Annotated in this window: 11 protein-coding genes; 3 read left to right on the top strand and 8 right to left on the bottom strand. The window is 58.2% G+C overall.

Annotated features, from left to right (window positions below):
• Window positions 1–403: 403 nt before the first annotated feature.
• Entirely contained in the window at window positions 404–1,777 is a 1,374-nt protein-coding gene (locus tag K5I40_RS12325) for a PTS transporter subunit EIIC (protein WP_223074635.1), read from the bottom strand.
• Window positions 1,778–2,051: 274 nt separating this feature from the next.
• Here K5I40_RS12325 and K5I40_RS12320 point away from each other — a divergent pair, with 274 nt between their 5' ends.
• Window positions 2,052–3,251: an enolase C-terminal domain-like protein gene (locus K5I40_RS12320; RefSeq protein ID WP_223074634.1), complete on the top strand. Its 1,200-nt coding sequence runs from the start codon at window positions 2,052–2,054 to the stop codon at window positions 3,249–3,251.
• Here K5I40_RS12320 and K5I40_RS12315 read toward each other — a convergent pair.
• Complete coding sequence (locus K5I40_RS12315) at window positions 3,239–3,958, bottom strand: GntR family transcriptional regulator (protein WP_223074633.1); 720 nt, start codon at window positions 3,956–3,958, stop codon at window positions 3,239–3,241. The genes K5I40_RS12320 and K5I40_RS12315 overlap by 13 nt on opposite strands.
• Window positions 3,959–4,025: 67 nt before the next feature.
• Window positions 4,026–4,865 (bottom strand): alpha/beta hydrolase, encoded by an 840-nt coding sequence (locus K5I40_RS12310; RefSeq protein ID WP_223074632.1) that lies wholly within the window; start codon window positions 4,863–4,865, stop codon window positions 4,026–4,028.
• A 187-nt stretch (window positions 4,866–5,052) separates the two neighbouring features.
• On the opposite strand from K5I40_RS12310, the gene K5I40_RS12305 reads away from it, so the two are divergent.
• Window positions 5,053–8,043, top strand: coding sequence for an autotransporter domain-containing protein (locus K5I40_RS12305; protein WP_223074631.1), 2,991 nt, complete (start codon window positions 5,053–5,055; stop codon window positions 8,041–8,043).
• 116 nt (window positions 8,044–8,159) lie between these two features.
• On the top strand, window positions 8,160–8,777 hold the full coding sequence (locus K5I40_RS12300) for a DUF2238 domain-containing protein (RefSeq protein ID WP_138370207.1): 618 nt from the start codon (window positions 8,160–8,162) through the stop codon (window positions 8,775–8,777).
• Here the strand turns inward: K5I40_RS12300 and cobT are convergent.
• Genes cobT through K5I40_RS12275 form a run of 5 tightly spaced genes read right to left on the bottom strand, consistent with a single transcriptional unit; the run spans window position 8,761 to window position 13,238 of the window.
• On the bottom strand, window positions 8,761–9,810 hold the full coding sequence (cobT, locus tag K5I40_RS12295; RefSeq protein WP_223074630.1) for a nicotinate-nucleotide--dimethylbenzimidazole phosphoribosyltransferase: 1,050 nt from the start codon (window positions 9,808–9,810) through the stop codon (window positions 8,761–8,763). The genes K5I40_RS12300 and cobT overlap by 17 nt on opposite strands.
• A gap of 8 nt (window positions 9,811–9,818) precedes the next feature.
• Entirely contained in the window at window positions 9,819–10,418 is a 600-nt protein-coding gene (locus tag K5I40_RS12290; protein ID WP_223074629.1) for an adenosylcobalamin/alpha-ribazole phosphatase, read from the bottom strand.
• 3 nt (window positions 10,419–10,421) lie between these two features.
• Entirely contained in the window at window positions 10,422–11,162 is a 741-nt protein-coding gene (cobS, locus tag K5I40_RS12285) for an adenosylcobinamide-GDP ribazoletransferase (RefSeq protein WP_309487358.1), read from the bottom strand.
• Between the two features lie 13 nt (window positions 11,163–11,175).
• Entirely contained in the window at window positions 11,176–11,721 is a 546-nt protein-coding gene (cobU, locus tag K5I40_RS12280; RefSeq protein ID WP_223074627.1) for a bifunctional adenosylcobinamide kinase/adenosylcobinamide-phosphate guanylyltransferase, read from the bottom strand.
• The gene (locus tag K5I40_RS12275; RefSeq protein ID WP_223074626.1) at window positions 11,718–13,238 is read right to left on the bottom strand and encodes a cobyric acid synthase; all 1,521 of its coding nucleotides are present in this window, start codon (window positions 13,236–13,238) and stop codon (window positions 11,718–11,720) included. Before K5I40_RS12275 ends, cobU begins: the two co-directional genes overlap by 4 nt.
• Window positions 13,239–13,268: the final 30 nt, after the last annotated feature.

The raw sequence follows: 13,268 nt of genomic DNA, 5'->3' as shown, positions 1-13,268 counted from the left end.
TCAGAGACTTGGTATTCATTTATTGTCTTTCGACATTAAGAATCCATGTCACTTTGAGTGCCCACACAGATTGTCTGATAAATTGTTAAAGAGCAGTGCAACGCGGCTTTCGCTCACCGTTGCGAGGTGGCGTATATTACGCTTTCCTCTTTCAGAGTCAAGCGATTATTTCACGCTTTTCTCCTCAACCGGCCCGGCTGTTTGTGTGAAGTGATTCACATCCGCCGTGTCGATGGAGGCGCATTATAGGGAGTTCTCTTCAGGCCGCAACCCTTAAATGACAGAAAAATGACTGACTGCTGCATTCCCCAGCAAAACCCCGCCTTATACCTGATTACACACAGACTTATCCACAATCACCGTGATATTAGCCGCTGCGCAGGCGGTGAGACGGGGTTCTGAATCATTCGGCGGCTTGCTCTTTTCCTACCAGAACTGTGGTCAGCATAAAGGACAACACCAGTGATATCGCCACGCCTGCCAGGGCGAAGACAAAGTACGGGCCTATATAAGCAGGCAAGCTGAAGATGCTCGACAAGATATAGCCATAAAGACGCACGCCGAAGAAGGCGATGAAGGCAGACGCGAGGGAGCTGGCTACCGTCGCCGCAATGAACGCTTTTTTGTAGCGCGTCAGTACCCCAAAGAGTGCCGGCTCGGTAATGCCCAGCAGCGCAGAGATGGCCGCCGACAGCGTGACGGTCTTCTCCTGACGATTACGGCTCAGGCGCCAGATAGCAAACGTCGCCCCCGCAATCGCCATATTGGCCATAAACATCATCGGCATCAGCATGTCGTAGCCACGGTCGCTGAAGTTCTGCAGGGCGATGGGCGTCATCGCGTGGTGCATCCCGGTCAGGATCGCCACTGGACGGATGGCCCCAACAATGAGCCCGGCAAAACTGGCCGACACACCAAACAGCCCTTCTATAAAGAAGGCGAGTACTTTACCCAGCCAGATGCCGATGGGGCCGATCACCACCAGCGCCGCCAGCGCACCTATAAAGAGGGTGAGCGTGGGCGTAAATACGGTTTTGAGCACATCCGGCATAATGCTGTCGACCCAGCGATGGATATAGCTCAGTGCCAGCACCGAGAAAATCACCGGAATCACGCTCGAAGCATAGTTAAAGACGGATACCGGGATCGCATTCATTAACCAGAGGGCACTCACCGCACCTTCCTGATGTGTCGCCAGCGCTTTCGCCGCTTCTATTAAGGAGGGATACATCAGACAGGCAGCAACCGCTGCGGCGAGATACTCATTCGTTTTAAAAATCTTCGCCGCCGACACCGCAAGAAAGAACGGCAGGAAATAAAAGACGCCGCTGGCGATAAGGTCTATCACCATAACGGTATCGCTTTTTGCCGACACCACCTTAAGCGCGATGAGCCCAGCCAGCAGGCCCTTGATCATCCCAGCCCCGGCAATGGCCGGTACAATCGGACCAAATACGCCCGATACGGTATCCATAAAGAGAGAGACCAGGCTTTTACGCCCCTTTTTTGCCGTTGGTGCATTACTGGCATCCTGACCTAGCACGCTGAGCATTTGATCGTACCAGCTGTTAACCTTGGGGCCGATAATCACCTGAAACTGATCGCTCTGGAGTTGTGCCCCCAGCACACCGGGCACATTTTTGATCGCGTTTTGATCCACTTTATTATCGTCGATTAAATCAAACCGTAGCCGCGTCATGCAGTGCCAGACCTTATTAATATTCCCCTGCCCGCCAACCAGACGAATAATATTATTGATGGCTTCTTGCGTCCCCATAAAGACTCCTGCCGCTATTGTTGTCGTTTTATTGATGCAGTGAGCATAAATAAACCACAACAACAAAACAAACCAATAAAATTTGAAGTCGCTCACAATCAGCCTGCATAAGAGAAACAAAACTGTAGATAATGCAAAATTGGTACGGTTTTTAATTAAAATAAAACCAAATAACTGACCAAAATAAATAATAAAAAAACCATTTACCCGCCAACATTTTTGGGGTGATGATATTCCCATTCTGTATTTCCACAGCGCAGCAAAGGAGTTTCTCGTGACGCCTGTGATTATCAAAAATATCGAGTGTTTTATTATCCGCCCGGACCGACATAACCTGGTAACCGTGCGCGTCACAACGGAGCAAGGGCCTGTCGGACACGGCTGTGCCACCTTCCAGCAGCGTCCTCTGGCAGTTAAAACACTTGTTGATGAGTACCTTAAACCGCTGCTGATCGGCCGGGATGCTAACAACATCGAAGATCTGTGGCAGATGATGAACGTCAACGCCTACTGGCGTAACGGTCCGGTGATGAATAATGCCATCTCCGGCGTAGATATGGCCCTGTGGGATATCAAAGGAAAACTGGCTGGTATGCCGCTGTATCAGCTGCTGGGCGGGAAATCCCGTGATGCGATCCCGGCTTACAGCCACGCCAGCGGCGAGACGCTGGAAGAGCTGTTTGCCTCGGTCGATAAACTGGTGGCGCAGGGTTATCGACATATCCGCTGCCAGCTCGGTTTTTACGGCGGCACACCGTCAGCCCTGCACGCCCCGGAAAATCCAACGGCAGGTGCGTGGTTCGATCAGCATGAATATATGAGCAATACCGTGGAGATGTTCCGCGCCCTGCGCGAGAAATATGGCTGGAAGCTCCAGCTCTTACACGATGTGCACGAGCGCCTGTTCCCCCAGCAGGCGGTGCTGCTGGCCAAACAGCTGGAGCCTTATCAGCCCTATTTTATCGAAGATATTTTGCCGCCCCAGCAGAGCGCCTGGCTGGAACAGGTTCGTCAGCAAAGCTGCGTACCGCTGGCGATGGGGGAGTTATTCAATAATCCGGCGGAGTGGCACGACTTGATCGTAAATCGTCGTATCGACTTTATTCGCTGTCATGTTTCGCAGATCGGCGGTATTACCCCCGCGCTTAAGCTGGCGCATTTATGCCAGGCCTTTGGCGTGCGCCTTGCCTGGCATGGCCCCGGCGATATGACCCCGATCGGCGTGGCGGTAAATACGCACCTGAATATTCATCTGCACAATGCCGCCATTCAGGAGTTTATCCCCCGCTCAGCCACGACCGACAGCGTGTTTCCCGGCGCGCCTGAGGTGAAGGACGGGTTTGTCTACCCGCCGGCCGCACCAGGCATCGGCACCGGCTTTAATGAAGAGCAGGCCCTGGCGTATCCGGTGGTTTATCGCCCGCACGAGTGGACGCAAAGCCGCCTGCCGGACGGCACCATTCATACGCCCTGATTTTGCCGCCAGGCTAAATTATCGCGATTCCAGGGGCTGACGTAAGTGCAGGTGTAGTTGATATCAATGATGTCGCTCACCTCAAATACCCGGCCCCCCTCCAGTATTCCCCGGTTATTGATATGCATTGCCGGCCCGCCTTTTTTGCAGCCCAGCAGCACCGCCTGTTCACGGCTGACGCTGACCGCCCGGTAGGTGGTGAGCATATGGGAAATTACCAGCCCCTTACTTAATAAGTACTGCTGAATAGAGCGCTCAATGACCTGTTGATTAAGATCGGGGAAATCGGCGGCGGGCATGCTGGAAACCTCCAGCTGTACGGGCTGGTCATCGACATAGCGCAGACGACAAAAGTGCCAGATAAAACTCTCTTCATCGATACCGAAGATCTGCTGTACCGCGCGGTCGGGCCGCGTTTTATGCAGGCTGATCATCCGGTAGCGCATCTGGTCGAATCGCTTTTCCGTGATCGAGTTGTAGATCAGCGGGTTATTGCGGGCGTGCTCGTTGATCCAGATACCCGACCCCTGAACTATCCGCACCACGCCAATGCTCACCAGCTTCTCCAGCGCCTGGCGGATAGTGAAACGTGACACGCCATACTCTTCGGCAAGCTGCCTTTCAGGGGGAAGTTTGCGTGGCCCCGCCGTGGTGTCCTGATAGATTTTGCTCAGCAGATCCTGAGTCACAAACTCTTTCTTTTTCATTATTCGGTCCTGAAATCCTTCAACCGTCGCCGGGGTGCGTAAGGGTAACATTTTGCGATCGGTTTATTCAGCATCCCGGCAAACCTTGCGCCAGCAGTTGCGGCCAGACGTTAGCCCAGTCCGAGCCATGTGCCATCCCACCAATCGTTTCTACCCGTGTGCAATTCTCCCCCACCGCCTGCTGAAACCGCCTGGCAACGGCGGGCGGCACGGTAGTGTCATCCCCACCGCTGAAGTGGATCTGCGGCAGACTGCGAAGCGCCGGGGCACTTTCAATGGCGCTCTTAGCCGCGGGCATCGGAGTGACATGATGCAGGGCGTTCACATACGCAACGTCGAGATTCCCCGCCACCGTGCGCAGGGAGCGCACATCGCTCCGCCGTGCCGCCAGCAGCGCGGCAATATTTCCGCCCCCGGAGTAGCCAATCAGATCGATTTTCACCCCGGGATAACGCTGTACAGCCCGGTTAAGCGCCGCGTTCATGGCGTCGATAACCGCAGGTGAGAAGCGCTCCTGAGTCCAGATATTGGCACTGCAACGGGCCGGCAAAGGCGGTCCTATAAACTGACAGGGCCGGGCCAGATAAAGCACGCTGGCGTGTTTATCCGCTGCCGCCAGCTTCAGGCCGACGGGATTACGCGGCGTAGGGTTATCGGATGGCGTGGTGCGGTTTTTCCAGGCAAAGCCATCCCCCTCGATGTAGACATGCAGCGTCTTAACCGGCGGCACGATCCGATGCCAGCCGACAATCGGGTAGGGATCTGAGTCAAATTTTTCACTGGTAAGACCACTATGAGCGGCGATCTGCTGCGCGGCGGTGTTGGGATCGACGGAAATACACCCGCTCAATAATAAAGACAAACTAATCAATAAGGTTCCCTGCAAAAGGTGAGGATATATCCTCATGCCGCCACCAGCCTTAACTCAAATTATAAACATTACAAAAAATGTGGAATTAATTCAGCCTGAAATAATTAAGCATCCCTTATTGTTTTCGGCAACAAATTGTATATTCTGCGCCCGAAGATATCGGATTAATCCGAAGAAATCGCCCCAGCATTTTGCACAACATCGCAACTTATGACGGAATACCATGGAAAAGAAACGCCTTAGCCAGCTGATCTCCCTGCTGGTTGCCTCAAGCGCTGCGCAAGCCTTCGCAACGTCTCCCGAGTTAATTATCGACACGCCGACGAGTAATGTTCAGATCACCGATTCAAAAGAGCTGGTGCACATCACGCAGGCGGGAAGCATTACAGGTACACCTACCACCGCATTAACCCTGAACGCGGACGTTACTGTAACCACACTTACCAATGACGGGATCATTAACGGTAGCGTTGATAACCCATTCTCAGGAAACGACAATATTGTTCAGATTAATGGAACAGTAGGAACGCTTAACAATAACGGCACCATCTCCAGCCTGCGCCAGTACCAAAACGGCAGCGTCGTGGCGGTGGGTGCAACGGGCGTGGTTGATACCTTCACCAACAGCGGCACCCTTGAGAGCATGCCGGGCTCTTACAGCATCTTCGGGTTTAATAACACCGGGACGCTGAGCAATGCCGGGACTATCGGCACCCTGACCAATACCGCAGATGGCAAGATTGTGGGCTATCGCGGCATCAACAATCTGGGCACCATTGATAACCTGACCAACGCTGGCCTGATCTCTTCCGTGAACAATGAGAACGGCATGTACGTTGGGCAGAAAAGCGCCATTTTTAACAGCGGCACGATTGGCACGCTGCATAACACCGGAACCATTGAAGGCGGCACGACCGACTATTACGGCACCTCCGCTATCATTAACCAGGGCGTCATCAACACCCTCGTCAATGACGATAAAATCAACGGCAGCTCCTACGGCATTATCAACTCCGGCACCCTCGGCACCCTTGAAAATAACGGTACCATCACCGCCAATGACACCGCTGTGTACAACAACAGCAGCAATAGCAAGATTGGCACCATCGAGAATAATGGTGAAATCTCAGGTAACTGGAGCGGGATCTACATCTGGAATTACAACAACCAGGGCAACACCGAGATCGTCAACAACGGTCAACTAAGCGGTGGCGGCTATGCCCTGTTTGTAAACGGCAATAACAGCGACACGGTGACCCTCAATAATACCGGCACCGTGACCGGTGATATCTACTCCACCAGCGCGACGCCATTAACCATTAACGGCGGCGCCAACATGGGTACCCTGACCGGCCTCGACGGCGCGACGGGCACTATTACCGCCTCCAACGTGACATTCGGCAGCGGCGCCCTGCTGCTCAACGACAACATCAGTACCTTTAGCAGCATCCCCGAGTATGGCCTGATGTCAGTGCAGATGAGCGACGAAGTGGAAGTGACGCCCGGCATCGTGCTGAACGAAGCCGCGTCCCTGCAGGTGAATAACAGCCTCAACATCCTGGGCGATTACCACCAGAAAGCGGCCGCCACGCTGATCTCCGGCGTCTCCGATCTGGCCGTGGCTGGCGGCGATCTGCTTGCCGACGCGGGCTATGGTCGTCTGAACGTCAGCGGCAACGCCACTATCGACGCGGGCTCCAGCATCAACCTGCTGCGTACCGGCAACACCTATCAGTTCGCCGAAGGGCAGCGTTACGTGGTGATCAATGCCGCAGGCGCCCAGACCGACTATCACGCTGACCAGCTGAACTACAAAGCGCTCGGCTACCGTGGCACTGTTAACGGCACCGTCTATGAAGACGCCCAGAGCAAAGCGCTGGTGTTAACCCTGGGCGCAGAGCCGGTCACTCCCGATCCGGTAGAGCCGCAGCCTGAACCTCAGCCTGAGCCGACACCAGAAGTCACTCCGCCGGTGGTCACAGAGCCGGAAGTCACCCCGCCGGTGGTGACAACGCCAGTGCAGCCGACGCAGCCTGCACCATCACAGCCAGCCCCTGCCCAGCCGGGCAAGCAGGGTTATGCCACTATCCCAAGCGCCACCGCTTCACTCGGCGGCCTGGCGAGCTATTCCGGTATCGCCTCTCCGGAGCTGCTGAACCTGTATAACGCCTCGCTGGCGATTGAAGGTAAAAAAGAGGCGAACCGCGTTGGCGAGCGTCTCTCTACCAGCCAGAACCTCAACACCAGTTCAGCGGCAACCGTTGCCACCTCTACTGCTCAGGCCGTAGTGGGTGCTCACATCGATGCCGTTCGTAACCCGCAAGCCTCCGGCGTCAGCGGGGTAGCAACCGGTGACGACTACGCGAATAACTGGATCGTCTGGGGACAGCCGTTCGGCGGCTATGCCCGTCAGGACAGCAGCGACGACGTGAGCGGTTACTCAGCGAAATTTGGCGGCCTGATCATCGGTGCCGACCGCGCGCTGGGCGACGACTGGCGTCTGGGTGCGGCGCTGAACTACAGCAACACCTCCGTGCACGGTAAAGACAACCTGAGCGGCAACAACTCCACCGCCGACAACTACGGGGTGATTGGTTACGCGGGCTACACCGGAAATCCGTGGTACCTGAACCTTTCCGCGGGCCTGAACCGTCAGAACTACAGCTCGGTTCGCCGGGCAGATTTCACCGGCTTCTCCGGCGCGGCCCACGGCAAGTTCAACGGTCAGTCCGTTACCCTGCAAGGTGAGTTTGGCTACCCGATCGCGCTGCCAGCCGACGTGGTCCTGACTCCGCTGGCGGGCCTGACCTACGGCTATCAGCATGTTGATGGCTACAGCGAAACCGGCGGCAACGGTATGGCGCTGGATGTGAGCAGCACCCACAGCCAGTCGGTCGTGAGCGATATCGGTGCCCGCATCGAGAAGACCTTCGCCACCGGTCTGGGTAACCTGACGCCGTTCGCCCAGGTCTCGTGGATCCACCAGTACGATAACCGTCAGGTCAGCAGCCATGCGACCTACGCCGCCGACGCCATCGGTGAAACCAGCTTTATCACCAAAGGTGCCTCACCGGTGGAAGATATGGCTGGCATCGCCATCGGCAGCACGCTTTACGACGCCAACGACCTGAGCTTCGACGCACGTTACGATCTGCAGGCCGGCGACCGTTACCAGGCGCACACCTTCAGCCTGCGTTTACGCAAGTCGTTCTGATTGTTATAAACGATCAACGGGGCCCACAGCGGCCCCGTTTTTTATGCCCGGCGTAAAATGTTGTGTTTTTCGCCGGGCAGATCGATAGTGTCTGTTTTACTAAACACTTAAATAACATGACACAATCCGCTCTCTCCTCTGCATTAAAGGTCGGCGCGCTGCTTCTGCTGCTGATCCTCATTTATACCGGCCTGTATACCCAGGACCGCATCACCTGGCTAATGGAAGTGACCCCCGTCATCATCATCGTGCCGCTGCTGCTGGCCACTCAACGCCGCTACCCGCTGACGCCCCTGCTCTACTTCCTGATTTTCTGGCACGCCATCATCCTGATGGTGGGCGGAATGTACACCTACGCCAAAGTGCCCGTGGGCTTTGCCGTGCAGGATATGTTCCACCTGAGCCGTAACCCCTACGACAAGCTGGGGCACTTTTTCCAGGGGCTGGTCCCGGCGCTGGCGGCACGGGAGATCCTGGTGCGCGGCGGCTACGTCAGGGGCAATAAGATGACGGGCTTTCTGGTGTGCTGCGTGGCGCTGGCGATCAGTGCCACCTACGAGCTAATCGAATGGTGGGCGGCGCTGGCGATGGGGCAAGGCGCGGATGATTTCCTCGGCACCCAGGGCGATCAGTGGGACACCCAGTCGGATATGTTCTGCGCCCTGCTCGGCGCGCTCACCACGGTGCTGCTGCTGGGAAGATGGCATCAGCGCCAGCTTACGCCTTCAGGCTGATCCCACTCTCTGCCAGCACGCCCATTTCGCAATACATGGCCCCGGCGGCGCTGACGATCGACATCGCCAGCGCTGCCCCGCTTCCCTCGCCGAGACGCAGATCCAGGTAGAGATAGGGGGTTAACCCGAGGTGTTCCAGCGCCCGCTGGGATCCTTTTTCCGCCGAGAAATGCGACGGAATGCAGTAGTTTTTCACCTCGGGCGCAATCTGGCAGGCGGCTATTGCCGCTGCATAGGAGAGAAAACCGTCCAGCACCACCGGCAGACCACAGGATCCGGCCCCGAGGATCACGCCGGTCATCCCCACCAGGTCGTAGCCGCCCACTTTCGCCAGCACGTCGATGCCATCGGCGGAGTTGGGCTGATTGACTTCAATGGCCTGACGCACCATCGCCTCTTTATGCGCCATCCGCTCCGCCGGCAGGTTCGCGCCGATACCCACGACCTCATGGGGATCGCAGCCGCACAGCACGCTGATAATGGCCGACGCGGGCGTGGTGTTGGCCATACCGAGCTCGCCGGTGCCAAATACCGCAATACCCTCTGCCGCACGCGTTGGCACCAGCTGTGCGCTACGCAGCAGCAGGTGCTCCGCCTCAGAGCGGCTCATCGCCGGGCCACGGGCGATGTTGCCGCTCTTGCGCCCCACCTTCAGGCTCAGCATCCCGTCGATGGGCTCGCAGTCGATGCCGATATCTACCGGCAGTACCGAGGCACCGTTACTTTTCGCCAGCACGCAGACCCCGGAGGTGCCTTTGAGCATGTTCAGCGCCTGCAGATGGGTGACCTGCTGCGGGCTGATAGCCACCCCCTCGTCGTAAACGCCATGATCGGCGCACATCACCACGATCTCTTTTTGCAGGTTGTCGAGCCGGGTTAACCCCGGCATCCCCGCCAGCTGGATCGCCAGCGTCTCGAGGCGGCCCAGGCTGTTGAGCGGCTTCACTAAACCATCGATATGCGCCGCTGCCAGCGCCTGCTTGTGCTGATCCAACGGCCGAATGGCGGCCACCAGGTCCTGTATTGTCTGCATGCTTGTTCTCATTCTTCTGCCCGGAAAGGGCTGCGGTCGTTAAAAACGCGTAACACCATAAACCCGTCGCGATTTTCTACCATCGTGTACGCATCCTGCTTAAACGGGAAATGCCATAACGATTCTGTCGGCATGCGCAACCAGTGGGCCAGCAGCAGGCTGAGCACCCCCTGATGCGCCACGATCAGCATATCGCCCGGCTCCTTGCGCAGGGCTAACTCTTCCGCCACCGCCTTCACCCGTTCGGCAAAGTGGGTAAACGGCTCGCCGTCGGTCGGGGTGGCGTTTTGCCAGTCATCTATCCAGCGCTGCCAGGCTTCCGGCTCCTCTTCGGCGATGTCGCTGAAATGGCGCATCTCCCAGCGGCCAAAATCCATCTCGTTCAGCCGGGGGTCGAACCCGGTGATGGGGACGATTAGCTCGGCGGTCTGCTGGGCGCGCGTGAGCTGGCTGGAAAGCACCTGGCTGAAAGCGACTTCCGCCAGCAAACCGGCCACGCGGGTGCTCTGCTCAATGCCGAGCGGGGTCAGGGGAACATCGGTGCTGCCGTAGAACAGGCCGCTTGCGTTAGCGGCGGTCTGCCCGTGACGAACCAGAAAAATTCGCATGCGTTACACCCACAGTAAGGCCAGCAGAAACACCATCTCGGCGGTCTCTGCCAGCGCACCCAGCGTGTCGCCGGTCTGCCCGCCCAGACGACGGCGGATAGAGTGCACCAGCGCGTAGCTCACGACGTAAGTGACCAGGATGGCCGCCAGCCCGTGGATGCCGGCGATCAGCCCCACGGCGATCGCCCCGGCCAGCAGCGTGAGCGCCGTTTTCCGCAAGCCCACCTGGCCGATATAGAGACTGCCCATCCCTTCCCCCTCGCGGGCGTAGCGCTGGCCGTACATCCCCAGCACCAGCACGGCGCGCCCGGCAATGGGGGCGCACACCAGCAGCGAGAACCACTCCTTCAGCGGAAGCTGCGCCAGGGTAAAGACCGCGCAGACCTTAATCAGAATGGAGAAGACCAGCGCCAGGCCGCCAAAGGTGCCGAGCCGACTGTCCTTCATGATCTCGAGCATCCGCTCCCGGGTGCGGGCGGAGAAGATGCCGTCGCAGGTATCGGCCAGCCCGTCCAGATGGAACCCGCCGGTCAGCAGCACCAGCGCCAGCACGTATGCCGCGGCAGCGATGTAGATGCCGCCCCCGGTCTGGTTCACCACCACCGCCACCAGCCCGGCCAGCACGCCAATGATGGCGCCAATCAGCACAAACCACGGCACCCCACGGGCAAGCTGGCGAAACTCCACCCCGTCGGACCATTTTCCGGCACCGGAATACGTGACATCAGGCGCAGCGTCGCCCATAACATCGCTAAGTTCATTTGATTTTCACTCCAATCCCTGAGACCACCAGCCAGACCTCTTCTGCCGCCCGGGCCAGTTTTTGATTCGCTCGTCCGGCGATGTCGACAAAATGCCGCGCCAGACGGTTTTCCGGGGTAATGCTCATCCCCAGTTCGTTAGTGACGATATACACCGGGGCGCGGGTTTGCTGGCAGGCGGCAATCAGGGCGTCGATCTGCTGCTGCAACCCCTTCTCCAGCGCGTCAAAATCCAGCGTATCGGGATCGGCTCCGCCCGAAGCGTCGTACAGCAGGTTCGCCAGCAGAGTGGTGATGCACTCGATCACCACCGCTTCGCCCGGCTGCACCTGCTGGCGGATAACCGCATCCAGATCGCGATAACACTCCAGCGTGCGCCAGTGAGCTGGCCGTTGGGCGCGATGCCGGGCGATACGCGCCGCCATTTCATCATCGGTAACGGTGGAGGTGGCGATATATAACACCTGTGAATACTGGCGGGCGACCAGCCCCTCAACGTGGGCGCTCTTACCGCTGCGCGCCCCACCGGTCACAACAATCATTCCCTGCACTCCTGATGCTCACGCATGATCTGATAAATCTTCGCCATATCAATGTGCTGGCGCATGGTCTGCGCCAGCCGGTCAAACTGCTGTGCTTTATAGCTGGCGTATTGTGGCGCGGATCCGAGAGGAAGTAACCCCTTCCGTGCCCGCAGGCTGTCCACCAGCACGCGGGTGAACGTATCGTTGTCGAACAGGCCGTGCAGATAGGTGCCCCACACCAGCCCGTCGTCGCTCACGGTGCCGTCGGCCACCGCCCCCTCTTTTTGCAGCCACAGCGCCGGTTGCGCGCCCTCGGCTAGCGTGGTTTGCCCCATGTGGATCTCGTAACCCTGAAGCGTCATCCCGGCAAGCGGTGCCAGCCAGCCCGGCAGCGTTGCGGCCATTTGCGCGCTGACCTGGGTGGTGGTTTTATGCGGGGCAAACCGGGTGACGGTATTGAGCAGCCCCAGCCCCGGCATGCGCCCGAGGCCGGATTCGATTTCGTCAATCAGGGTATCGCCCAGCATCTGATACCCGCCGCAGATACCCAGCAGCGGCACGCCGTCGCGGTGTCGTTGCAGCAGGGCGTGGGCCATGGCGCTTTCGCGCAGCCAGTTCAGATCGTGAAGGGTGTTTTTGCTCCCGGGCAGGATCAGCAGGTCGGCGCCCGCCAGTTCTTCAGGCTGGCTGACGTAGCGCACCCGCACATCCGGCTGCGCTGACAGCGCATTAAAATCGGTGAAGTTGGCGATATGGGGTAAGTGCACCACCACGATGTCGATATCGCGATCCTGGGACTGGCGCGCGCTGCCCCGCTGGAGAGCCACGCCGTCCTCCTCTTCCAGGTCGAGATCCAGCCACGGCATCACCCCCAGCACCGGTACGCCGGTGAGGGACTCAATCTGCTGTAACCCGGAATAAAGGAGCGCCACATCGCCGCGAAATTTGTTGATGATGACCCCTTTGACCCGCCAGCGCTCGTGATCCTGCAACAGCGCCAGGGTGCCGTAGATGGCGGCAAACACCCCGCCGCGATCGATATCGGCCACCAGGATCACCGGGCATCCGGCGAGCTCCGCCATTCCCATGTTAGCGATATCCCGATCGCGCAGGTTGATCTCCGCCGGGCTCCCGGCCCCTTCCAGCACCAGGATGTCATACTCCTGCGCCAGGCTCTGATACACCCCGGCGATCTGCTCGCGCAGACGCGGCTTGAAGTCGTGATAGCGGGCGGCATCCATATTGCTTGCCACCTCGCCCATCAGCACCACCTGGGCCTGACTGCCCGCGGCGGGTTTGAGCAGAACGGGGTTCATGCGCACATCCGGCACAATCCCGGCGGCTTCGGCCTGCATGATCTGCGCCCGGCCCATCTCTTTGCCGTCCGGGGTGATCCCGGAGTTGAGCGCCATGTTTTGCGATTTAAAGGGGGCAGTGCGCCAGCCATCCTGATAAAAAATGCGGCACAGGCCCGCGGCCAGCACGCTTTTACCTACGTCGGACGCGGTTCCCTGCAGCATTATTGCCTGGGTCATGCACTCTCCTGTTTATAAAGCCCCGATAGC

The sequence above is a fragment of the Leclercia sp. LTM14 genome, from assembly GCF_023736175.1.
GTDB classification, from domain to species: Bacteria; Pseudomonadota; Gammaproteobacteria; order Enterobacterales; family Enterobacteriaceae; genus Enterobacter; species Enterobacter barmai.
This window is presented reverse-complemented; position numbering and strand designations above follow the sequence as displayed.

Coding starts and splice junctions, on each gene's coding strand:
- K5I40_RS12325 (WP_223074635.1), bottom strand. CDS start 1,777: ATGGGGACGCAAGAAGCCATCAATAATATTATTCGTCTGGTTGGCGGG.
- K5I40_RS12315 (WP_223074633.1), bottom strand. CDS start 3,958: ATGAAAAAGAAAGAGTTTGTGACTCAGGATCTGCTGAGCAAAATCTAT.
- K5I40_RS12310 (WP_223074632.1), bottom strand. CDS start 4,865: ATGAGGATATATCCTCACCTTTTGCAGGGAACCTTATTGATTAGTTTG.
- K5I40_RS12305 (WP_223074631.1), top strand. CDS start 5,053: ATGGAAAAGAAACGCCTTAGCCAGCTGATCTCCCTGCTGGTTGCCTCA.
- K5I40_RS12300 (WP_138370207.1), top strand. CDS start 8,160: ATGACACAATCCGCTCTCTCCTCTGCATTAAAGGTCGGCGCGCTGCTT.
- cobT (WP_223074630.1), bottom strand. CDS start 9,810: ATGCAGACAATACAGGACCTGGTGGCCGCCATTCGGCCGTTGGATCAG.
- K5I40_RS12290 (WP_223074629.1), bottom strand. CDS start 10,418: ATGCGAATTTTTCTGGTTCGTCACGGGCAGACCGCCGCTAACGCAAGC.
- cobS (WP_309487358.1), bottom strand. CDS start 11,162: ATGGGCGACGCTGCGCCTGATGTCACGTATTCCGGTGCCGGAAAATGG.
- cobU (WP_223074627.1), bottom strand. CDS start 11,721: ATGATTGTTGTGACCGGTGGGGCGCGCAGCGGTAAGAGCGCCCACGTT.
- K5I40_RS12275 (WP_223074626.1), bottom strand. CDS start 13,238: ATGACCCAGGCAATAATGCTGCAGGGAACCGCGTCCGACGTAGGTAAA.